Source organism: Selenomonas sp. oral taxon 149 str. 67H29BP, assembly GCF_000146365.1.
GTDB classification, from domain to species: Bacteria; Bacillota; Negativicutes; order Selenomonadales; family Selenomonadaceae; genus Centipeda; species Centipeda felix.
The window spans coordinates 536,608-558,939 of the sequence record NZ_GL397087.1 but is presented as its reverse complement, the minus strand read 5'-3'; the positions used below and the strand labels follow the sequence as shown (position 1 = coordinate 558,939).

Annotated in this window: 28 protein-coding genes; all 28 read left to right on the top strand. The window is 56.3% G+C overall.

Annotation, left to right across the window (positions count from 1 at the left end; all coding sequences use genetic code 11):
* The first annotated feature begins 122 nt into the window (after positions 1-122).
* The 28 genes from HMPREF9166_RS11680 (at position 123) to HMPREF9166_RS02615 (ending at position 22,257) form a co-directional block, all read left to right on the top strand.
* Positions 123-641: a hypothetical protein gene (locus tag HMPREF9166_RS11680; RefSeq protein WP_009442522.1), complete on the top strand. Its 519-nt coding sequence runs from the start codon at positions 123-125 to the stop codon at positions 639-641.
* Positions 613-2,430 (top strand): phage terminase large subunit family protein, encoded by a 1,818-nt coding sequence (locus HMPREF9166_RS02740; RefSeq protein WP_009442521.1) that lies wholly within the window; start codon positions 613-615, stop codon positions 2,428-2,430. The genes HMPREF9166_RS11680 and HMPREF9166_RS02740 overlap by 29 nt, the downstream gene beginning before the upstream one ends.
* A gap of 68 nt (positions 2,431-2,498) precedes the next feature.
* The gene (locus HMPREF9166_RS02735; RefSeq protein WP_009442520.1) at positions 2,499-2,702 is read left to right on the top strand and encodes a hypothetical protein; all 204 of its coding nucleotides are present in this window, start codon (positions 2,499-2,501) and stop codon (positions 2,700-2,702) included.
* On the top strand, positions 2,699-4,219 hold the full coding sequence (locus HMPREF9166_RS02730; RefSeq protein WP_009442519.1) for a phage portal protein: 1,521 nt from the start codon (positions 2,699-2,701) through the stop codon (positions 4,217-4,219). The genes HMPREF9166_RS02735 and HMPREF9166_RS02730 overlap by 4 nt, the downstream gene beginning before the upstream one ends.
* Positions 4,197-6,074 (top strand): prohead protease/major capsid protein fusion protein, encoded by a 1,878-nt coding sequence (locus HMPREF9166_RS02725; RefSeq protein WP_050749690.1) that lies wholly within the window; start codon positions 4,197-4,199, stop codon positions 6,072-6,074. Before HMPREF9166_RS02730 ends, HMPREF9166_RS02725 begins: the two co-directional genes overlap by 23 nt.
* Before the next feature lie 14 nt (positions 6,075-6,088).
* On the top strand, positions 6,089-6,415 hold the full coding sequence (locus HMPREF9166_RS02720; protein WP_009442517.1) for a DUF2190 family protein: 327 nt from the start codon (positions 6,089-6,091) through the stop codon (positions 6,413-6,415).
* Positions 6,415-6,762, top strand: coding sequence for a hypothetical protein (locus tag HMPREF9166_RS02715; protein WP_009442516.1), 348 nt, complete (start codon positions 6,415-6,417; stop codon positions 6,760-6,762). Before HMPREF9166_RS02720 ends, HMPREF9166_RS02715 begins: the two co-directional genes overlap by 1 nt.
* Positions 6,759-7,322: a phage tail protein gene (locus tag HMPREF9166_RS02710; protein ID WP_009442515.1), complete on the top strand. Its 564-nt coding sequence runs from the start codon at positions 6,759-6,761 to the stop codon at positions 7,320-7,322. Before HMPREF9166_RS02715 ends, HMPREF9166_RS02710 begins: the two co-directional genes overlap by 4 nt.
* Positions 7,319-7,804, top strand: a complete 486-nt coding sequence (locus tag HMPREF9166_RS11675) for a hypothetical protein (RefSeq protein WP_009442513.1) — start codon at positions 7,319-7,321, stop codon at positions 7,802-7,804. Before HMPREF9166_RS02710 ends, HMPREF9166_RS11675 begins: the two co-directional genes overlap by 4 nt.
* A gap of 1 nt (position 7,805) precedes the next feature.
* Positions 7,806-8,144, top strand: coding sequence for a hypothetical protein (locus HMPREF9166_RS02700; protein ID WP_039980878.1), 339 nt, complete (start codon positions 7,806-7,808; stop codon positions 8,142-8,144).
* Between the two features lie 2 nt (positions 8,145-8,146).
* Complete coding sequence (locus HMPREF9166_RS02695; protein ID WP_009442511.1) at positions 8,147-9,595, top strand: phage tail sheath family protein; 1,449 nt, start codon at positions 8,147-8,149, stop codon at positions 9,593-9,595.
* Positions 9,596-9,610: 15 nt separating this feature from the next.
* Positions 9,611-10,174 (top strand): phage major tail tube protein, encoded by a 564-nt coding sequence (locus HMPREF9166_RS02690; protein ID WP_009442510.1) that lies wholly within the window; start codon positions 9,611-9,613, stop codon positions 10,172-10,174.
* A gap of 63 nt (positions 10,175-10,237) precedes the next feature.
* Positions 10,238-10,552 (top strand): hypothetical protein, encoded by a 315-nt coding sequence (locus HMPREF9166_RS02685; protein ID WP_039980877.1) that lies wholly within the window; start codon positions 10,238-10,240, stop codon positions 10,550-10,552.
* A 400-nt stretch (positions 10,553-10,952) separates the two neighbouring features.
* Complete coding sequence (locus HMPREF9166_RS11670) at positions 10,953-14,042, top strand: phage tail tape measure protein (protein ID WP_009442507.1); 3,090 nt, start codon at positions 10,953-10,955, stop codon at positions 14,040-14,042.
* A complete protein-coding gene (locus HMPREF9166_RS02675) occupies positions 14,035-14,241 on the top strand; it encodes a tail protein X (RefSeq protein WP_009442506.1) in 207 nt (68 codons plus the stop codon). The genes HMPREF9166_RS11670 and HMPREF9166_RS02675 overlap by 8 nt, the downstream gene beginning before the upstream one ends.
* A gap of 3 nt (positions 14,242-14,244) precedes the next feature.
* Positions 14,245-15,258, top strand: coding sequence for a phage late control D family protein (locus HMPREF9166_RS02670; RefSeq protein WP_009442505.1), 1,014 nt, complete (start codon positions 14,245-14,247; stop codon positions 15,256-15,258).
* The gene (locus HMPREF9166_RS02665) at positions 15,248-15,649 is read left to right on the top strand and encodes a phage baseplate assembly protein V (RefSeq protein ID WP_009442504.1); all 402 of its coding nucleotides are present in this window, start codon (positions 15,248-15,250) and stop codon (positions 15,647-15,649) included. The genes HMPREF9166_RS02670 and HMPREF9166_RS02665 overlap by 11 nt, the downstream gene beginning before the upstream one ends.
* An 11-nt stretch (positions 15,650-15,660) precedes the next feature.
* Positions 15,661-15,981, top strand: coding sequence for a PAAR domain-containing protein (locus HMPREF9166_RS11850; RefSeq protein WP_071586069.1), 321 nt, complete (start codon positions 15,661-15,663; stop codon positions 15,979-15,981).
* 1 nt (position 15,982) lies between these two features.
* Positions 15,983-16,537, top strand: coding sequence for a phage tail protein (locus tag HMPREF9166_RS02655; RefSeq protein ID WP_009442503.1), 555 nt, complete (start codon positions 15,983-15,985; stop codon positions 16,535-16,537).
* Positions 16,534-16,854, top strand: coding sequence for a GPW/gp25 family protein (locus HMPREF9166_RS02650; RefSeq protein ID WP_009442502.1), 321 nt, complete (start codon positions 16,534-16,536; stop codon positions 16,852-16,854). The genes HMPREF9166_RS02655 and HMPREF9166_RS02650 overlap by 4 nt, the downstream gene beginning before the upstream one ends.
* Entirely contained in the window at positions 16,841-17,959 is a 1,119-nt protein-coding gene (locus HMPREF9166_RS02645) for a baseplate J/gp47 family protein (RefSeq protein ID WP_009442501.1), read from the top strand. Before HMPREF9166_RS02650 ends, HMPREF9166_RS02645 begins: the two co-directional genes overlap by 14 nt.
* Positions 17,952-18,599 carry a phage tail protein I gene (locus HMPREF9166_RS02640; protein ID WP_009442500.1) on the top strand — a complete coding sequence of 216 codons (648 nt, stop codon included), beginning with the start codon at positions 17,952-17,954 and terminating at the stop codon, positions 18,597-18,599. The genes HMPREF9166_RS02645 and HMPREF9166_RS02640 overlap by 8 nt, the downstream gene beginning before the upstream one ends.
* A complete protein-coding gene (locus HMPREF9166_RS02635) occupies positions 18,592-19,977 on the top strand; it encodes a hypothetical protein (RefSeq protein WP_009442499.1) in 1,386 nt (461 codons plus the stop codon). Before HMPREF9166_RS02640 ends, HMPREF9166_RS02635 begins: the two co-directional genes overlap by 8 nt.
* 17 nt (positions 19,978-19,994) lie before the next feature.
* The gene (locus HMPREF9166_RS02630; protein ID WP_009442498.1) at positions 19,995-20,360 is read left to right on the top strand and encodes a hypothetical protein; all 366 of its coding nucleotides are present in this window, start codon (positions 19,995-19,997) and stop codon (positions 20,358-20,360) included.
* A gap of 2 nt (positions 20,361-20,362) precedes the next feature.
* Positions 20,363-20,527, top strand: coding sequence for a CD1375 family protein (locus HMPREF9166_RS12430; RefSeq protein ID WP_009442497.1), 165 nt, complete (start codon positions 20,363-20,365; stop codon positions 20,525-20,527).
* A 66-nt stretch (positions 20,528-20,593) separates the two neighbouring features.
* Positions 20,594-21,130 (top strand): phage holin family protein, encoded by a 537-nt coding sequence (locus tag HMPREF9166_RS02625; RefSeq protein WP_009442496.1) that lies wholly within the window; start codon positions 20,594-20,596, stop codon positions 21,128-21,130.
* A 1-nt stretch (position 21,131) separates the two neighbouring features.
* Entirely contained in the window at positions 21,132-21,626 is a 495-nt protein-coding gene (locus HMPREF9166_RS02620; protein WP_009442495.1) for a peptidoglycan recognition family protein, read from the top strand.
* A gap of 13 nt (positions 21,627-21,639) precedes the next feature.
* Entirely contained in the window at positions 21,640-22,257 is a 618-nt protein-coding gene (locus HMPREF9166_RS02615) for a hypothetical protein (RefSeq protein WP_009442494.1), read from the top strand.
* Positions 22,258-22,332: the final 75 nt, after the last annotated feature.

The following is a 22,332-nucleotide window of genomic DNA, read 5'->3' as shown; positions in this document are numbered from 1 at the left end:
CCCGGTATCACAGGTACTACGGAGAGCCGCGCGTGATACGGGGCTGCGAGTCGCGGCGTTTGTCTGCGTGAAAATGAAAAAAAGCGGTTGACAATTCGGCATTTCCTGAGGAGGGGGGAAGGATGGCAGGAGAAAAGAGCTCGCGCGCGCGAGTGACAGAAGAAAATAAATTTATTTTCTCAACGGCTGACACCTGCGATTTCTTCCAGGTATCCAGAGAGACTTTGTCAAATTGGGAGAAAAAAGGCGCACCGAAAGCAGGACGCGGAAAATGGAACATCAAGACGCTCATGGAGTGGAAGTTTGACGGGCGCCATACGGATAGTCCGGGAGTCCGCAAACTCAAAGCAGAAGCGGCATTGAAGGAGATCAAGAAGGAGCAGGAAGCAATCCGCCTTGCGGTGCAGGAAGGAAAATTTATCTCGGTCGAGCAGGTGACGCGCGAGCTGACGCGAAAGCTCGCGAATCTCAAGAAATCCATGCTTGCCATGGGGCATCTGGTCGCGTCAAATCTTGCGTCGCTGGATATGGAGGCGGCGGAGATCGCAAAAGCAGAGGTTGACAAGCGTGTAAAAGAGGCGCTGACGGAGATGGCGGAAGGGCGGCTTTACCGTGGCAGGACGAAGAAAAAAGAAAAATGAGCTCGGTTATCCGCCGTGGATCATGGACGCGCTCGCCATACTAAGGCCGCCCGAAAAACTCACAGTGTCCGAATGGGCAGATAAATATCGTGTCCTGTCTGAACTCGATAGTGCCGCGCCGGGGCGGTGGCACACATCGAAAACGCCATATCTCAAAGCGGTCATGGATGCGTTCAATGATGATTTCATCCACGAAATCACATTCTGTGCAGGGACACAGCTGGGAAAAACCGCCGCTGAGCAGAATATGATCGGCTATGCCGTCGCGCAGGATCCAGCGCCGATGCTCGTTGTCTACCCCTCGGAAAAGCTCGCAAAATTTACGAGTGAAAAACGCCTGCAGCCGATGATAAAGCTATCGCCCGCACTTGCGGATAAGTTCGACGAGCGGGGGAGCAAAGATCTTGAGCTGTCGCTCGGCGGTATGTATATCGCCCTCGTCGGGGCGAATAGCCCGTCCGAACTTTCCAGTCGCCCCGTGCGGTATATCTTTTTCGACGAGATCGACAAGTTCCCGAAATGGACGGGAGCAGAGGCGGGACCGTTGGAGCTGGCCGCCGAACGTACAAAGACGTTCTACAATCGGAAAATCGTCAAGGTCTCCACGCCGACGCTTAAGACAGGAAATATCTGGCAGGGATGGGAGACGGCGGATATACAATATCGATACTATGTCCCATGCCCGCACTGCGGGGAGATGCAGACACTTGAATTTCGTCAGATCAAGTGGACGGACGGCGCGGATGAGACAGAGGCACGCATGGCGGCGTACTATGAGTGCAAATACTGCCATGAGACCATCGACAACCGTCATAAGCCCGCAATGCTGCGCATGGGTGAGTGGCAGGGGGAAGTAAAGGCGAAGGGGCGCGCACACAAGGTCGCCTATCATCTCAACTCTATCTATTCACCGTGGCTGACTTTCGGAGACATTGCGGCGAAATTCATATCCAGCAAGGATGAGCCCGCACTGCTCATGAACTTTATCAACTCGTGGCTCGCCGAGCCGTGGGAGGACAAGAGCAGCAAGCTAAAATCCGATGTGGTCATGGAAAAGGCTCTGCCATACGAGCGCGGGCAAATGCCCGAGGAGGCGCAGCTGCTCACCTGCGGGATTGACGTGCAGCTAGATCATTTCTATTTTGCCGTGCGGGCATGGGGCGCGCACATGACATCGTGGCTGGTCGACTGGGGGCGCGTGGAGACATGGGCGGATCTTGAGACGGTCATTAACCGCAACTACGCCGATGTGAACGGCGTCGTACGAAATGTCAATCTTGCGTGTATCGACTCGGGCTATAACACGGACGATGTGTATACGTTCTGCGCCCGGCACATGGACGTGCTTGTGCCGTCAAAAGGATCCAGTCTGCCGATGAAGTCTCGCTATTCGGTGACGATACTGGATAAACAGGCGGCGGGATTCGGTCTGCGTCTCTACGTCATGGACACGAATCAGATGAAAAACTTCATCGCTTCGCGCATGACGATTGACGCGGGGGCGCATGGAAGCTGGAACGTCTACAAGGGCATTGAGCGCGAATACGCAGATCAGATTTGCGCCGAGCAGAGAGTAGAGCAGAAAGACAAGAAGGGGCGCGTCTCCGTGGTCTGGGAAAAGATCAGCTCGCATGCGGCGAATCATCTCCTCGACTGTGAGACGAACAACGCGCTTGCCGCCGAGATCATCGGCGTGCGGTACCTCATGGAAGAGGAACAGGAAAACAGCTCGCCGGAGCAGGAAGAAAAAGAGAACGACTGGCTTGGCGTGGGGCGGCAGTGGATTTGACGATAGAGCACTTTGCAAATGGCGCAAGGTGCTTTTTTGATGCACCTTTTGAAGGGAGGTGAAACCATTTGGACACACTTGAAACACAGCTTGGGCAGGTACGGGCGGCCATTGCCGAGATTGAGGGCGGGGCGCAGGAGTACAGCATCGCGAATCGGCGGATCACAAAGGCGAATCTTGCGACGCTCTACGCGCGGGAAAATGCTCTAAAGGCGGAGATTGCGCGCAGGGATGGCGGGGATGTGCTCTTTGCCCAAATGGGACGGCTATGATTCCACTGATTGAAAAAGCGATTGCGGCAATCTCGCCGCGCTGGGCGTGCAGTCGTGCCTTTTACGCCGAAAGCCTGCGCGCCTACGAGGCGGGTGAGGTGACGCGGTTCAATGACGGATGGATTCCGATCAACGAGGACACGGAAAACACCGATAAGACGCAGCGCGACCTCATCAAGGCACGGGCGCGGTATCTGGAGCGCAACAGTGATATTGCAGGCGCGGCCGTCGGCGGTATCGTGCGCAACGTGGTCGGGACGGGCATCAAGCCGCAGGCGCGCACGGGAGATGAGGCGCTCAATCGGCGCATCGAGATGCTATGGCGCGAGTGGACGGCGGCGGAGAACTGCGACATTACGGGACAACAGAGCTTTGAGGAGCTTCAGGCGATGCTTCTTCGGCGAAAGATCGTTGACGGGGAAATCCTCATCAAGAAGGTGGTCGCGCGCAAGGGGCGGCATCCGCTGAAACTGCAGGTCATTAAGTCTGACCTGCTCAGCAGCTTTATGATCTACGCGCCAAAGACGAACAATGTCATTCGCTCGGGCGTGGAGCTGGATGATTATTTGCGCCCGCTTGCCTATTGGATTGACTGCAAAAGCCCCGATGGCTATGTGGAGTATAACCCCGACCGCGTTCCCGCTGCGCAGGTCATACACCTCTGGTCGCGCAGTCAGCCTGACCAGATACGCGGCATCTCTGACCTTGCGCCGATCATCAAGCGTCTCAAGGACACGCAGGACTATCTTGATGCGGAGACCATTACTGCGCGCATTGCGGCGTGCTTTTCCGTGTTCGTCACAACGCAGACGGGCGCGCCGAATATGCCGGGGCGCATCGGGGCGAATCGCGGCGATCCGGAGGGGAAACGCCTGAAGAGCATCCGCCCGGGCATGGTGAATTATCTTGCCCCGGGGGAGAGCATCGAGACGGCGAATCCGTCGCGTGGCCTTGCCAATGCGCGGGACTATGTAGCGATACAGGAACGGCTCGCAGGGGCGGGACTAGGGCTTTCCTACGAACTCATGAGCCGCGACTTCAACACCTCGAGTTTTTCCAGTGCGCGGCAGGGGATGCTTGAGGATCGCAAGACCTTTGAGCCGATACAGAATTTCATGGCAGCGCATCTTTGTGACCCGATTTATCGGGAATGGATGGATCTCTGCGTCATGGCAGGCAGCCTTGATATCCCCGATTATTTTGAGCACCGCACGGCGTATCAAAATGTGGAGTGGGTAACGCCTGGCTGGTCGTGGATTGACCCCGCAAAGGAGGTGCAGGCAGATATCGCGGCGATCCAGAACGGTGGCAAAACGCTCGCACAGTGGTGCGCCGAGCGCGGCTATGATTGGCGGGAACAGCTCGAGCAGATGGCACTGGAGAAGGAGACCGCCGAGGCGATGGGACTGAAGCTCTCGGTGCATACGCCGATCACGGTGCAGGCGGCGCAGAGCAATCATGTCAATAACACAGATGATGAAAAGGAGGATGCAGATGGCAGTAAGGAACAAGAATGAGCCGCAGCGGCGTGATATCTACACGAACGCTATTGCCATTCGTGAGAAAGAGGATGGCGGCGATGTGAGGCAGGCGGAGCTTTCACTTTCGAGTGAAGAGCCGTGCCGTCGGTGGTTCGGGGACGAGATTCTATCGCACGATGCGGAGGCAATTGACCTCAGTAGACTGCAGGAGATCGGCGTTGTCCTCTTCAACCATGACCGTGACCGTGTGATCGGGCGCGTGCTTGATGTTCGGCTGGATGAGGTGACGCGCAAGCTGCGCGCCACGATCCAGTTTGACGAGGACGAAGAGAGCGAGCGCATCTACCAGAAGGTGTGCTCGGGAACGCTGCGGGGCGTATCTGTCGGCTATGCAGTCGACGTGTGGGAGAGCGTCGAGGCGGGAGCAAAGAGCAGTAACGGGCGGTTTACGGGGCCGTGTGAGGTTGCGACGCGGTGGACGCCATACGAGCTTTCGATTGTGTCCGTACCCGCCGATGCGACGGTAGGAGTTGGACGTAGTTATGTTGAGAATGGAGATGGAAACATGGACGAGCAGAAGAATGATATTGACGTCAAGGATCAGGAGCGCGAAGCGACGCAGCCTGCGCCCCTGGTAAACGCGGAGGCAGAGCGTCAGGTGGCCGTCGCAGAGGAGCGCGCCCGCGTGCGTGAGATCGGGACGATGTGCCGTCAGTTCGGTGTGGACGATGTGCCATACATCAATAACGGTATGAGCGTCGAGGCTGTTCGCGCAGCAATCCTCGACAAACTGGCACAGGAGCGCAAGGCACAGCCGGTGACGGTGCAGATAGACGAAATGGACAAGTTCCGCGCGGCGGCGACGGATGGGCTTGCCATGCGTGCGGGGATGGCGGTCGAAAACAGCGCGCCGGGGGCGGAGGAGTTCCGTGGAAAGCGCATGATGCGCCTCGCCGCTGAGTGCGTGGAGCGTGAGCTTGGCAAATCGACACACGCCATGGATGACGAAACGATTGTTCGTGAAGCACTGACGGGTACGGGGGCATTCCCCGGGATCCTCTCGAACGTCGCGCATAAGAGTATGGCGCAGGCGTATCAGAGCGCACCGACGACGTATCAGTTCTGGACGGCACAGGGGAGCAATTCGGACTTCAAGGATGCGACGCGCTACCGTCTGAGTGAAGCGGACACGCTGGAGAAGCTGAACGAGAGCGGTGAGTTTAAGGCGGGCGGCGTCACCGAGGGCGCGGCAAAGACGAGCATCGCAACCTACGGGCGCATGTTTTCCCTGACGCGTCAGGTGATTATCAATGACGACATGGGCGCACTGCAGCAGCTTCCTGCCATTTACGGTGCGGCGGCACGGCGCATGATCAACAAGATGGTCTATAAGATGCTGCAGGGCAATCCGAAAGTGGAGGGCGCAGTGCTCTTCCATGCGGATCACAAGAACCTCTGCGCGGAAGATATCTCAATCGAGGGGCTTGCCAAGATGAAAGCGGCGATGGCGAAGCAGAAGAATATCAAGGGGAAAGAGTACCTAAACATTCAGCCTGCCTTCCTCATCTGCCCCGTGGAGCTTGAGGTGCAGGCGGCGCAGCTGATCAGTTCGGTGGTTGACCCGACGAAGGCAAACGCAACGCCGAACCCGTTCGCGAATAAGATGACGGTCATTTCTGAGCCGGAGCTTGAGGATGCGAAAGCGTTCTATCTCGCAGCGGCGGCGGGCATCGCGCCGACGATTGAGGTCACGAGTCTCAACGGCAACCTTACGCCGACGATGGAGCGCGCGGAGCAGTTCGACACGCTCGGCATCAAGTGGCGCATCTACATGGACGTCGGCGTCAATCTGCTGGATTATCGCGGTATCCAGAAGAGCACAGGCAAATAAGGAGGACATGAACCATGGCAAAAGCAGAGTACATCCAGCGCGGCGATAACTTCGACTATACGGCGACGGCAAATGTCGCCTATATGGAGATCGTCCCGCTGGCATCGCGCATCGGCGTCGCGCTCGCGGAGATTCCGAAGGGAGAGACGGGGACGCTGACAATCGTCGGGGCGTTTCGGCTTCCTGCATTGACGGAAAAGCTGGACGTTGGTCAGGCGGTCTACTGGGATAAGACGCAGAATGCCGTCACAGGCACATCGGGGGCGAACACCGTTCCCGCCGGCACGGTGATCGCGGCAAAAGAACAGGCGGGCACGTTGGCGCTTGTCCGCATCGGCTGATGGGCTTCAAGGAGCAGGTCGCCGCCGATCTCACACGTGTCTTTATGAACCCTGAGGAATTTGGCGAACACCATGATCTGGATGGGACGGCGTGCATCTGCGTCGTCTCGGGGGATATGACCGAAAAGCGAAACGCCGTGCTGCATGACGGACGGCGTACGCCTGACGGCCTACATGGCGATTATTTGACCGTCTGCGTAAAGATAGTCGATTTGCCGCGCATTCCGAAGCAGGGAACAAATTTCAAGGTGGACGGCAAACGCTATACCGTGGATACGTGCACGGAGGAGATGGGGATGCTGACCATTACCATGGGTGCGTTCCGTGCGGGAGGTGGATTCCTGTGATTGAGATCGACGATCATGACCTGCAGCGCGCGGCAAACCTGCTCCAAGCGTTTCCGGGGGCGGTTGACCGTCTCTCAAAACAGGCGGTGCGAAGCTCGGTCAAGGGCGTAAAGCGCGAGGCAGCGCAGAAGATCACGGAGCGGTACACGTTCCAAAAGAAACGCATTGCATGGGCGCTCCGCGTCTCCTATCGCGGCACGGGTGCCGTGTTTTCCGCACGCGGGCGCGTGAATGACCTCGCGTATTTCAAGCACAACCCGAGCCGTGTCCCGTCGAAACGACCGCCAAAGGGGAAATACCTCTACAGTGAAGTCGTACGCGGGCAGGGCGGGACAATCGCGCACGCGTTTTTGGCGCGGATGCAGAGCGGGCACGTCGGCGTATTTCACCGCATCAGCGGGAATGCGTCCATGCCGATTGCCAAGAACTTTGCGCCGTCCGTGCCGCAGATGCTCGGCAGTCCGTCCATCCGCGACTACATGGAAAAACACCTGCAAACGCGCCTAGCGGGTGCAGTGGAGCGTGAAGTAGATCAATTCTTGATGAGGTATCGATCATGACACCTGCGATGCTTGTGAGTGCCGTTGTCCGTGAGGTCGAAGCGGCGACGGCGAATTATCGGATGAAGGCGGAGGGACAGGCGGATAAGAAAGTCTCTGTCTACCCGCAGCATATTCCGGATGAGGAATTTAAGGACAACTCCTACTATCCGCTGGTCATCGTCAGCTGGCAGAAAACGGAGGATGTGACAGAGCCGGATAAATTCGGCGCAGAGGCAGTGATCGGGCTGACGTTCGGTGTGTACGGCGAGGATAAAGAGGCATGGCGTGACCTGCTCTCCATCATGGAGCGGGTGCGCCAACGCCTTTTAGTTTTCCGTAAATTGGAGAACCACTTTCGCATCGTATTGCCGACGAAGTTTGAGACGATTGAAAATCAACCGTATCCGTATTGGTTTGGCTATGCGACGCTCACCTATACCGTTGCACAGCCGAATGAACAGATGGCGGCGGATTGGCATCGGATAGAAAGGAATGAATGACATGAGTGATGAAGATAAGAAGATCACGGGAGAACTGCCGGCGGCAAAGCCAGTGAAAGCCGAAAAGCAGAATCCACCGATTCTGACGAAGGAGGAGACGAAGGAGGACAAAGCAGAGTGTTATGTCTACATCGGCGCGAACCGCCTCACCGACGGGCTGAAATGCAACACAGTCTATCGGGGGTATCCGAAAGAGCTGGTGGAACAGGCGGGGGCAAAGTACGCGAACATTGCGCGGCTCTTTGTCCCTATAGAGCAGCTGGAAAAGGCACGGGGAGAGGTCAGGCGCAAGGGCACACCGCTGTACTTGGCATGGGCTGAGATGGAAAAGGAGGTCTAAGCATGGAATATAAACATGGCGTATATACGAGAGAACAGGCAACGAGCCTCGTTCCCATGACCGCGACAAGCGGCGGGCTGGTCGTCGCGTTCGGCACGGCACCGATTCATCTGGCACAGACTGCGGCAGCGGTGAATACGCCCGTTCTCTGCTATTCCTACAAGGAAGCAGTCGCAGCGTTCGGGTATTCGGAGGACTGGGAGAACTACACGCTCGCCGAGGTGATCAAAACGCATTTCGTGCTCTTCAACATGGCACCGCTTGTGCTGGTCAATGTCCTTGACCCCGAAAAGCACAAAAAGAGCGTGAAGGATAAGCAGGTGGATGTGAAAGGCGGCATCGTCACCGTGGCGGATCCTGTCGTGCTCTCCACGCTTGAGGTAAAACTCACGGCGGAGCATCAAAAGCTCGTGCTGAATACGGATTATACGGCGGCATACGATGCGGCGGGGCAGGTCGTCATTACGCCGATGGATGGCGGCGGTATTCCGAGCGGGACGGCGAATCTCTGTCTCAGCTACACGGCTCTTAATCCGGCAGCGGTGAAGGCAGTGGATATCATCGGCGGCGTGAATGCAGCGACGAACCGCACCGAGGGGCTTGAGCTGATCGATGAGGTGTTCCCGCGCTTTGGGCTTGTCCCCGGCATCATCATCGCGCCGGGCTGGTCGCATGATGTGAATGTGGCGGCGGTCATGCGGGCGAAGGAACACAACATCTGTGGACATTTCAACGCTATTTCCATCTGTGACATTCCGTCGGATGAGGTCAAAACGTACACCGCTGCGAGCAAGTGGAAGAACGAGAAGAGCGCGGCGGATAAGGACTGCATTCTCTGTTGGCCGTTGGTAAAGCAGGGCAAGGAGAAATATCACCTCTCCGCGCAGATTGCTTCTCTCATGAACCGCATTGACAGCGAGCATGACGATATCCCGTATTATTCGCCGTCGAATAAGTCCATTCAGGCGGATGGCGCGTGCCTTGCCGACGGGACGGAGGTTTTCCTGAACGCTGCGCAGGCGGCATATCTCAACGGGCAGGGCGTTGTGACAGCACTCAACTATATCGGCGGATGGAAGAGCTGGGGCAACCGCACGGCGGCGTACCCGTCCAATACGGACGTGAAGGATAGCCTCATCAACAACCGCCGCATGTTCAACTGGGTGGGGAATACCCTTGTCACGACATTCTGGAGCAAGATTGATGAGCCGACGAATAAGCGTCTCATTGAGACAGTCGTTGACAGCGCAAACATCTGGCTGAATGGTCTCACGGCAAAAGGCGCGCTCCTTGGCGGCCGCGTGGAGTTCCGCGAGGATGAGAATACGACGACGGAGCTCATGGATGGGATCATCCGCTTCCACGTCTATCTCACCCCACCTGCGCCCGCACGGGATATCGAGTTCGTCATGGAGTACGATCCGGGCTACATCTCGGCACTGTTTTCCTAAAGGAGGGAATGACACATGAAGAATCAGGCATTCGCGTTTGACCTGCAGCGGTTCGCGGGCGTGAACACCGTCCGCGACAAGCTCATCAATTTTGAGGTGTTCAAGGGCGGCAATCGAAAGCTCGGCATGGCGGATGTGACGCTTCCGTCGATCAGCTATAAGACGGCGACGATCTCGGGCGCGGGTATCGGCGGAGAGATCGAGATGCCGACGCCGGGGCAGACAGAGAGCATGGAGACGGAGATCAGCTGGCGCACACTCAATGAGGATGTGACCGAGCTCCTTGCGATGCGTTCGCAGGATCTTGAGTTTCGCGGGGCGAACGAACAGTACGACGCAGCGACGGGCGAGATCAAGGTGCAGACCGTCAAGGTCAACATTCGCGGACTGGCGAAGAAGGGCGACCTCGGCTCGCTGAAGCCCGCTGACCACATGGACAGCAAGACGACGCTGGAGGTGACCTATATCAAGGTCACCATTGACGGCGTGCGCAAGGTTGAGATCGACAAGCTCAACTATATCCACTTCGTCGACGGCGTGGACTATCTCGCCGATGTGCGCAAGGCTCTGGGACTGTAAACGAGAAAAGCACCTTCCCTGTGACGGAGGTGCTTTTTCTGTATGTTTTTAGGAGGATTGGACATGGAAAAGAAAGAGAATATGGAGGTCATCGAGGAGAAGGAGGAACTCGATTTCACGGAGCTCGAAAACCGTCTGGATGAGCTGGATTCCAATGCGTTCATCAACGCAGAACGCGCCTGCCGCATGACGGGTGATCCGACGCCCGACATCGTCTATAGCGCGAATTTCCGCGCGCGGCTCGCGGCGACGGCGATGGGTGTTCCGTTCGAGGAGATCCGCAAGCTGAAGCTGCGCACCTATACGGCGGTCATTACAAGGACGCTGAATTTTTTATTGCAGTCTTTGGGCGAGGAGCTGACCCGGCGCAACAGCTGAGGGAGATCATCTTTGCCCTGCGCGAGGCGGGCTCTCTGGACTACTGGCAGAGGCAGACACTCAGAGAGCTGCGCCGCTGGATGGATGTGATCGAGCAGGATAGAGCACGCAGGGAATAAAAAAAGGCAGCGACATAAGCCGCTGCCTCTGCGTTGCTATGGGGAGTTTGTCACCTTTTAAGGACGCCGCGAACGGCAAAGGGAATATTGAGAAGCCGAAGGAGAAAATCAAGAAGAACGATGAATACTTCAACAGCCGCAAGTAAGAGATGAACGAAAACGAATACTGCTAATGCAATGATGACCATACAAATGAAAAAGACAATGGGATTTTCAAGCATTGGGATCACTCTCCTTGTCGTATTTGATAAATCTATTATAGCAGAAAAAGGGGGGATTTTGTGGCAGCGGGGAAAATATTTGCTATCTCGTTTGCGATCGGCGCGGTGATGAACGCATCGTTTGGGACGGCGATGAATCGCAGTTCTCTTGCCATGCAGCAGCTGAGCGACAACACACGCTTTCTGAATGCAGAGCAGCAACGTCTCGAACGGGCTTGGCAGGCATCACAGGGCCAGGTAAAGGCATACGCACGCGAGATTGACCGTATCCGGCAGCAATACGACGCGGGAAAAATCTCACAGAGTCAGTATCAATCGGCGATGGAACGCGCACAGCAGGGAATGCGCACAGCGGGCATGAGTGCTGATGAGTACCGCTCGCATCTCGCCCGTCTACGTCAAGAGATGGCGCAGACGAAAGCATCTGCCGATCAGCTGCGGAATGCGCAGGCAGCGAAAGCGGCGGCAGGGGAGAATTTCGCCAATGCAAAAGCGGGATTCGGGAATGCCGTTGCTATGGCGGGGATGGTAGTCGCACCGATCTATGGCGTTGTTGAGACGGCGGCAAAGTTCGAGGCCGCTATGTCGAAAGTGCAGGCAATCACGCGCGCCAATACAGATGAGATCGGGCGACTCACAGCAGAGGCACGCCGCCTCGGTGAGACGACGCAGTTCACGGCGCAGCAGTCGGCGGAGGCGATGAGCTATCTCGGTATGGCCGGATGGAATACAGAGCAGATCATCGCAGGTATGCCAGGACTGCTCGCCCTCGCCGCCGCCGGAGGAACAGACCTCGCACGCACGGCGGATATCGTCTCCGACGACCTCACGGCGTTCGGCCTTGCGGCGGATCAGGCATCGCACATGGCGGATGTGTTCGCCGTCACGGCGACGCGCACGAATACTAATGTCGAGATGATCGGCGAGACGATGAAATATGCCGCACCTGTTGCGCGCGCCTATGGTGCGACGATGGAGGAGACGGCGGCGCTCACGGGCATCATGGCGAATGCGGGCGTCAAGGCGTCGCAGGCAGGTACCGCCTTGCGTGCGGGATTCATGCGACTTGCGGGCCCGCCGAAGAAGGCAAGCAAGGCAATGCAGGAGCTCGGCATATCGCTGTCGGACGTATCCGCGCAGCATCAGGAGGCATCGGCGGCATTAGCTTCGCTCGGCATCAACATGGACAACATCGCCGGGGAAGGCTCGCACAAAATGGTTGCCGTATTACAGGAACTGCGTACGAAAATGCAGGGGCTGACCAGTGAAGAGAAACTTGCCTATATGCAGATGATCTTCGGCACAGAGGCGGCGACGGGCTGGCTGAATGTGCTGGATGCGGGTCCCGAGGTGTTTAATGACCTCGTATCGCAGATGGAACACTGCGACGGCGAAGCCGAAAAGATGGCGGCGGTCATGATGGATAATGCGAAGGGTGCCATTGTCCAGATCCAATCCGCCGTAGAGGGCGCTGCAATCTCCATTGGGACGCTCTTTCTGCCTTATGTCGCTGATGCGGCGAAATGGGGGGCAAATGCGGCGGCGGGCATCTCCGCATGGGTCAAAGAGCATGAGGGGCTGACGAAAGCTGCTGTTGAGACAGGGGCGGCAATTGCCGCTCTTATTGTAGCGGTGAAGGGATTTCAACTCGCCTCGGCAGTGTATAACTATGCGGCGGCATCCATGCGGCTCTATCTGTTGACAACGAGGGAGACAGCTATAGCGCAGCGGCTATTGACCATGGCAACGTGGGCACAGGCGCGGGCGATGGCGGCAGTCAATGCGGCGTCCAGTGCAGGAACGTATCGTGCGCTTGGCGCGCAGATTGCGGCAACCTATACAAGGCTGCGGGCGATTACGTGGGCGAATGTCGGGAATGCCATACGTACGGGGGTAATGATCGGTGTCAATGGCGCACAGGTTGCGTTTGCCCGTATCGTCGTATTCGCACAGGCGGCACGCACGGTAACGATGAGCGCAACGCTGGCAATCGTTGAGAGCGCAAAAGCGGCGGGTCTTGCCATGCTGAACATGATACGGAATTTCAGTATGACTGCCGTACTTGGAAAGGCAGGAGCGGCATTCCGCATGCTCGGGACGGCGATCCTATCCGTTGGCAGAGCGTCGATGGCGATGATGTTTTCCCCGTTGGGCGTCGCCCTTATGGCGATTGCGGCGGCCGCGTATCTCATCTACGCCAATTGGGATAAGGTGGGGCCGTTCTTCGTGCAGCTATGGACACGGATCCAGACGGCGTGTGCGAGTGCATGGGCATCGATGCAGCCGGTATTTGACCGCCTGAGGGCGGCACTTTCCACGCTTGCGGATACAGTGGCACCGCGCATCATGGCAATCGGCGCAGCGTTTATGGCGGCGTTCGCTCAGGTGAGTGCAGCATTTGCAGAGCACAGTGAGACGTTTGACACGATCATCAGCATTGGCATGATGGTCGCAGAGATTTTTGGCAGTGTTATTATCGCCGCAATTATCACATTTGCGAATATAGCCGTCGGTGTCATCACAACGACGATTGGTGTCATCGTAGATATCATCAACGGGCTTGTCGGCGTGCTTACGGGGATTATCACCTTTATCACGGGCGTGTTCGCGGGGGATTGGACAACCGCATGGACGGGCATCGTGGAGATATTCAGCAGTATCTTTGGGACACTGGCGAATGTCGCGGGCAGGATCCTCGGCGGAATAAAGAACACTGTGACGGGCATCATCAAGGATGTGAAAGACTTCGTCAGCAGTGATGGTGGAGGCGGCGGACAGGAAATCGCCGCGAATGCGCGCGGCGGTATCTATCGCAAGGGCGCGTTCCTTACGACCTTCGCAGAGGACAGCGCCGAGGCGGCGATTCCGCTGGACGGCTCGCCGCGTGCGATCGGGCTTTGGCGCAAGGCGGGCGAAATCCTCGGTGTCGGAAAAGACGCGGGCGACACATCTCTTTCCATTGTCGGGCGCGGCGGGGGAGAACCTGCCATGAGTGTGCCGCCGATTTCGATTACACTGAATTTCAACGGGGATACTGCGCCGGAGAAGGTCAAACAAGCGGTGATGGATGCAGGACGGCAGGTACAGCGCACGTTTGCCGAGCAGATGGAAAACTATCGACGTGAGAGGGGGCGTCTGGCTTTTGGTTGACACATATACAACGCGCAGCGGCGATACATGGGATCTTATCGCCTACGAACAGATGGGGGATTGTCGCTATGTTGACCTGCTGATAGACGCCAATCGCGCCCATGTGCATACGGGGATTTTTGCGGCAGGGACGGTGCTGGCTATTCCGCCAATTCCGATAGACGGGCGCACAAAGAATCTGCCGCCGTGGAGGAGGTAGAGTATGAAGGCGCGGCGGGCAAAGGTCAAATGTACCTATGACAATGTGGACATATCACGGGATATCGCAACATTTCTCAAGTCGTTTTCTGTGCGCGAGGTGCTGGGCGGGGAAGCGGACAGCGCGGAGATCACGTTGGAAGATCGGGAAGAGCTCTGGCAGGGAGACTGGTTGCCGGAGCGCGGGGCAATCATGGACATCGGCATCACGGTGTCGGACTGGGAATATGAGGGGGATAACCGTGAACTGCCGTTCGGAAAGTTCGAGGTCGATGAGATCACGAATACGGGTCCACCGAATGAAGCGAAGATAAAGCTGATCTCGGTGCCGAATAACACCGACCTGCGCGGCGTAGAGCGCACGCGCGCATGGGAACAGGCGAACCTCTCCCGTATCGTGCAGGACATAGCGGAGGGGGCATCGATGCAGCACTACTATGACGCCCCCGACGATCCGATCATTGACCGCGCAGAGCAGTCGGAGGAGACAGACCTCGCTTTCCTGCAGAAGATATGCAAGGATGCGGGGCTTGCCCTCAAAGTCACGAATGAGACGATTGTCGTGTTCGACATCTCAAAATATGAGAACGCCGACCCTGTCATGGCGATCACAAAGGGGCGGGACAATATTGCGTCGTTCGATTGTCGGATGACGATCCATAACATCTACCGCGCATGCCATGTGAAATACAAGAACGGCAGCAAGGGAGAGCTCATCGAGTACACATTTACGGATCCGCATCGTGCGAAGGGGCGAACGCTGGAAGTCAATGAAAAGGTGGAGAGCATCGACGAGGCGGAAAAGCTTGCAAAAAAGAAGCTGCATGAAAAGAACCTTGAGGAAGTCGCGGTATCCCTCGGTATGACGGGCGATTTTGCCTTGCTTGCATCCAACACAGTCATGCTCAAAGGATTCCATGTCTACGATGGAAAGTATATCATCATGCGCAGTTCACATGAGATCGGAAGCGGGTACACATCGAAAATCGAGCTGAGGAGGGTGATTGATGGATACTAAGGCGATGCGAAACATCGTGCGCGTCGGTGTTGTGAGTGAAGTGATTCCTGCCGACTGTGCAGCGCGCGTGGTGTTTGAGGAAAAGGACAATACGCCGTCACCTGTTCTGCCGATTCTCACGCGCGGCGGAAAGATCAATCGTGATTTCTGGCTGCCGGATATCGGCGAGCAGGTCGTGTGCCTCTTCGCCTGCAACGACAAGAATTTCTCAACGGGATGGATCCTCGGCACGCATTACGCAATAGGCGCGGGAAATGCTGACAGCGCAGATAAACGCCGCATTGATTTTGCCGACGGCTCATTTGTAGAGTTCGACCGCGCGACGGGCGGGCTGACGATCCAGTGTACGGGTGACGTAGTAATCAACGGGCGGACAATTTCGCTGAATTAGGGAGGTGTAACATGCCATCGGCGGTAAGAGGCGGCGATGCGACGACGGGCACCTGCGATAAAGGCCTGCCATGCTGCCCGCACGGAAGGTCGGGGACGGTGACCGTAACCAGCGGCAATGTGTTTGTCAATGGACGGGGACTGCATCGGCTGAATGATACGGGACCAACGAACTGCCCGCATAGTGGGACATTCGCGAGCGTTGCAGGTAGCGCGAGTGTATTTTGCAATGGGCGGCCTGTGATCCGCATCGGAGATGCGACGATGTGTCAGTCATGTGGGCAGTCGGGCACGCACACAACGGGGAGTGGGAACGTATTTGTAGGAGGGTAGTATGTCATTTCTGGATAACGCGATAGGCTCGTATAAGAAGCAGACGGAAAAACGCCTGCTGAATCTGCGAAATAACATTCTCTCTGATCTCAGCAGCCGCTTTTCGTGGCTCTCTCAGGGCGTGCAGATCGGCTCGCTCGGAGACATCGTTTTTACGGTATCCACGGATGAGGTGCGCACCTTTCGTGACTATCGGCGTTCGACCAAGGCGCGTTTCGCGTCGCACGAGAGAATCGGGGGAAAGCCGATTTTGGAGTACATTGCCCCGGACGGGGAAGAGATCACATTTTCCATGACCTTTCATGTGGAGCTCGGTGTATCGCCTGCAAAGGAAACAGAGCGGCTGCGGGAACTCTGTGAAAAGGGGGAGGCAATGTATCTCGTCTTTGGCAGTGCGCCGATCGGCGCACACATGTGGGTGATTGAGAGCGTCGAGGAGAGTGCGGAACGCATTGACCATGGCGGTCGGATCCTCGTATCGCAGGTGGAAGTGACACTGAAAGAATACGTTCCTGTCATATATGACGCAGCGCAGGAAGGAGGGACGGCAACATGACCTATGATGTAATGCAGGAAGTCGGCGCAATAGACTTTGCGCCATTGTCCAGAGCGGCGGAAATTCTTCAAAATGTGCGGATGGTACTCACCACGCTCAAAAAGTCCGTCCCGATGGATCGTGATTTTGGCATCTCAGGAGAGCTGGTCGATCTGCCGATACCTGCGGCACAGGCACGCTATACGAGTATGATCGTCGCTGCTGTGCACCGTTATGAACCACGGGCGCAGGTTGTCAGCGTGAACTATCGCGGCGACGGCAAAGAGGGCGTGCTGACGCCTATTGTGAAAGTGAGGCTGAGAGATGAATCTGCATAATATGCCGAATCTGTCGTTCGCAGAGCGGTCGCCCGAGCTCATCGAATCGAACATCATTAAAACGGTAGAAGGTCTGCTGAATCGAAAACTTGCACGCGCGGATCCACTGCGTCTTTTCCTGATGGGGGTAGAGTCGATCATTGTTCAGCAGCGGACAATCATCGATCATGCGGCAAAGATGAATCTGCTTGTCTATGCGGTGAACGATCATATCGACCATCTCGGCGCGCTCGTCGGTACCGAGCGGATCGGAGAGGCGTCCGCACATACAACGCTGAAGCTGCTGTTATCTGCGCCGCGTGAAGCGGCGACGCTGATTCCGAAAGGGATGCGCGTGACAGCGGGGGACGGCATAATGTTTGCCCTGGATACGGCGGTCACGATTCCGCAAGGGGAGATATCCGCCTTCGGGACGGCGACGTGTACGATGCCAGGGGCAATCGGAAACGGGTATAAGGCGGGCGAGCTCAAGACCATTGTTGACCCTGTCCCATTCCTACAATCGGCAAGCAACACAACAACAACGGAGGGCGGCGCGGATACGGAGGATGATGAGAGCTATCGCGAACGTATCCATGAGGCACCGGACAAGTTCTCCACGGCGGGGCCGTCGCTCGCCTATGCGTATCACGCCAAAAGCGCATCCGCACTCATCGCGGATGTATACGCGCATACACCCGCCCGGGGGGAAGTCGATGTATACGTACTGCTTAGAGGCGGCATAGTGCCAGGGGAGGAAATCCTCTCGCTCGTCGGAGCAAAGCTGAATGATACGAGTATCCGACCGCTGACCGATAAAGTGACCGTCAAAGCGCCTGCACCCGTTGCATATAACGTTGACGCCGTCTACTACATCGACCGCCGCGATGCGACCGAAGCGGCAGCGATACAGAAACGAGCCGAGAGTGCGGTGCAGGATTTTATCCTCTGGCAAAAGGAACGGCTCGGACGGGACATCAATCCGACAGAGCTCTATTACCGCCTGCGCGGGGCAGGCGTGAAGCGGGCAGAAATCAAGCTGCCCGTATTTGCGAAGACTGAAAAGAACCAAGTCGCCGTCGCCGATCAAATCAAGGTGACATTCGGAGGATTGGAGGATGAGTAAAGAATTACAGAGCACCTCACTCTTAGACATCTTGCCGGAGAATCTCCTTGCCGATGTACAGATTTATGCGGCAGCAAGGGCGCTGGATGATGAACTGCAAAAAGTCACAGCAGCAACAAGAGATGCACTGATTTTGCCGCGTATCGATGAGCTATCGGAGGAAGTCATTGATCTTCTTGCGTGGCAGTGGAGCGTCGATTTTTACGATGAACTGAAAAGCCTTGCAGATAAGCGCAACGCGGTCAAACAGTCGATTGCCATGCACCGCATCAAGGGGACACGGCGTGCAGTCGAAATTGCGCTGCACATGGTTTACACAAGCGGTGAGGTGAGTGAGTGGTTCGAGTATGGCGGGCAGCCGTACTATTTCCGCGTGCGCTTCATCGAGCCCGAAAACATCCGCACGGAGGACGTTGACCGTGTGATTCGCATCATCAATGCTGTCAAGAACACGCGGAGCTGGCTTGAGAGCATCGGCTTTACGCGCCATGTCCCGACGGGGCTGTATCACGGGACTGTCATTTCGACGAACAAAACATATCGCCTGATGCCGCCGCGTCCGCACGATGTTACCATCCGCAGCGGTACGTATCATGGCGTAGGAGTATCAGTCTATAAGGAGGTCGTATTACGTGAGTAACTGGTCATCATATCAATTTACGCGCAAGGGGGAACAACTCCGCGCGAAGGTAGAGGCGGGAAAGTGTAAACTCACCCTGACGAAGATCAAGATCGGCAACGGGAGCGTGACGCTTGGCGACATAAAGGACATGAACGATCTCAAAAGCCCGCAGCTCGTTCTCGGTATCAGCTCGTGCGCTGTGAGTGCGGAGGATGATCGTGTCTGCGAAGTCGTTGGCATCGCTTCGTCATCCAATGTGGAAAATGCCTTCTCGGTCACGGAGATGGGGCTTTATGCAAATGATCCTGACGTTGGAGAAATCCTGTATCTGGTAGAGATCGATACGTCACCCGACGATATGCCGAACAAAAACGCGCAATCGCCTGTGACACTGACCTATCAGATTGAGCTTGTGACGAGCAACACAGCAAATGTGACAGTGATGGCATCGCCTGCGGGACTGGTCACGGTAAAGATGATGAGCGCCCACCGCACCGCCGCCGAGCTTGACCACCCCGAGAAATCCGTGCACAAGAAGCACCTGCACCCAGACGCATACGAATCCCCCGCGCTCACGGGCACCCCGACGGCACCGACAGCAGGGCGTGGGACGAATAACGGACAGATCGCAAGCACCGCGTTTGTGGCACAGGCAATCGCCGCGCTCGTGAACTCTGCGCCAGGGACCCTTGACACCTTGCAGGAACTCGCTGCAGCACTCGGCAATGACGCGAACTTTGCAGCGACCGTGACAAACGCACTCGCGCGGAAAGTCAGCAAGTCGGGTGATACAATGACGGGTCAGCTAAATGTACCAAAAATCAATTTTGATGCTGGCATTATCGAGAAGGGTGAACGCGATACTGGCGATGCGTTGTCGGGGAGCGGAGGTGCGAACATCAATATATCCTCATGGTGGGGGATAGGATTCCACGATAAGTATGGCAACCGCTATACGGGCACAATGGATTTGCGCAGCGGTAATTGGCGCACCGTCGGGGCAATACGGGCCGATCAAGGCTTTATCGGGAACCTTGCGGGCACCTCGTCAAACGCTGATAAACTCGGCGGACAGCCGCTGCAATGGCTCATCGACCAGATCGGAGCGGCAAAAACGGGTATCGTTGCGAGCAATCTCGCCGAGAACGGTTGGGCCAAGTTTTCCAATGGGTTGATCGTGCAGTGGGGGATTGTTAAAAATGGCAACGGAACACAAAGGGTATCCTTCCCTATATCGTTCGGCAGTAAAGTTTTCCACATCAACTTTTCCAGCACGATTTTGAGTAATGACGCCATAACCAATAGTTCGGTCCAAAGCTACAGCCTGACTGGCGCAGAGTTATACGCCAACACATCGCCTGCGGGATATGTCCTATGGTTCGCGATTGGGCTTTAAGGAGGAGGGATAGTCGTATGGAATACCTTGCAAAATTTGATGCTACTGGGCATCGCGAGACCACTGTTGTCTGCGGTGTGCACTACACCGCAGACGAGGAGCGGCAGAAATACATCGATGATGGCTGCATCCACATCTCCGATGAGGATTACCAGACCTACATTGGCAACCGCGGCGCGGGAGATAACGGCACGGGCTACATCCGTGACCCACAGACGGGTAAGCCCATCTCTGCGCCTCCTGCTCCGCCCGTAGAGACAACAGAAGAGCCGACGGCAAGCGTACCCGAAACGGAGCTTGCCGTCATGGAGGGCATGGTCGACATGCAGAGCCGCATCGCGGCGCTTGAAGCAGAACTCGCAAAACTCAAAGGAGGAAAATAACAATGGCAGCAACAATCTACAGCTACATCGTCGTCGCTTATGGCGTCCTTGTCCAAGGAGGGAAGTTTGCACTGTCCCCGGAGGACAACCCGAAGAATCTGCGTGTTGTACCGGAGACGTACCGCGAGAAGGTCGCAGAGTGGCTCGTTGAGCACCCCGTAGGATGATGAGAAGCGCAGAATAGCCGTCATGACAAGTGGCGGCTTTTTCTGTGCAGAGAAAGGAGATAACGTATGGATTTTATGCCGGTTATTCAGCGTCTTACGGAGGGATGGGGGGCAAAGGTAGGCTTGTCTGTTGTTCTCACCATAGCTTACGAAGATCATGCGCAGATCTTCGCAGCATTTGTCTCACTCGTCTGTCTGGATCTCGTGACAAAATGGCTGTCACTCTCGCGCAAGTGTCTCGTTGATATGGGGAACGATCAGCCTTCCGTTTGGCAAGCATTTTGGAACATCAGAAACGCTGGGCGTAAGGAGTACATCAAAAGTGATATGATGCGCAAGCGTTTTGTGCCGAAAATCCTGACCTATCTCGCTGTCGTTGCAGCAGCGGTGACGTTGGACTTCATCTTGCTCAAAACACATGCCCCGGCGTTCGCATCAACGCTCGTGATCGGATATCTCTCACTCACAGAATTTATCTCAATCCTCGAGAACATGCAGCACTCAGGGATTGAGGAAGCGGGGGCACTTGTTGATATGGCCCGACGTAAAAGTGGTATTGGCAAAACTACGGGCGAGAGCCCTAATGGGAAAGGAGAAAAATGACATGGAACGCATCCCTATCGTAGAGACCTATCTTGATATCAACTACAACCAGCTCACGACACGGAGCGTGACCGACATGATCGTCATCCACCACACAGGCAATCCTACGGATGACGATCTCTCGGCGGCAGAAATTGATGCAAGTCACAAGGCGCAGGGATGGTCTTGTATCGGATACCACTACGTTGTCCGCAAGGATGGCACAGTGGAGATCGGGCGTCCGCACTGGACGATTGGTGCGCACGCCTTCGGGGAGAACAAGCACACCATTGGCATCCACGTATGCGGTAACTTTGAGATTGGAGAGCCGACAGATCGGCAGATCGAGAGCCTTGCTATGCTGCTGGCTAACCTCTGCACCGACTATGGGCTGACGATTGACCGCGATCATATCGTAGGGCATAGAGAGCTCATGTCGACGGCGTGCCCCGGCAGTAACCTCTTTGCGCAGATGGATACCATTGTCGGCAAGGCGAATTTCTACGCCGTGCAGTGAGGAGGTGCGTACAATGCTTGAACGGGTGAGAGATACCATTACAACGAACAAAACGACCTGCGTAGTAATCCTAGCTGTCCTGCTCGTTGCCGTTGCTTATGCCGTCGGGCGCTATGCAGGACATGAGGCGGAGCAGGGAAAACCCGCCGTCATGACGCAGGAGGAGACGCAGGACGTGCGGAAGCTGAAAGACCGTCTGGATATATCCACCGCGAACGCCAACGCGCTCGAGAAGCGCATCACGGCGATACAGGCGGGACAGCGTGCGCCATCGACGACATACTACGTCACCGCTCCAACCGTGGAACGGGCGGCTACGGTGGTAGAGCGGCAGATACGCACGGACGATGCGGCACTGCCAATGGCGGCGCGGGAAAAGACAGACCGAACCGTCGTCACGCCGATAGTTAAGGACAAGGACGGACAAGACCTGCTGCCCGATCAACAAAAGGTTGACGTGTATAAGATCAATCTGCGCAAAGATCACCGCATCAAGGCGGGCGCGACGATGATAGACGGCAAGGCACTCATGACCGTTGGCTATGAGCAAGGGCGATTTGAGGCTCTTGCGCATTTCGACGGCGCAAGATGTAAGGGCGCGACGGTCGCATACAATATTATAGAGTGGTAATCATCGCCCCGGGGCTACGGCTCTGGGGTTTATTTTTTTACATTACTGAATGTCGCGTGTAACAAAAAGTAAACT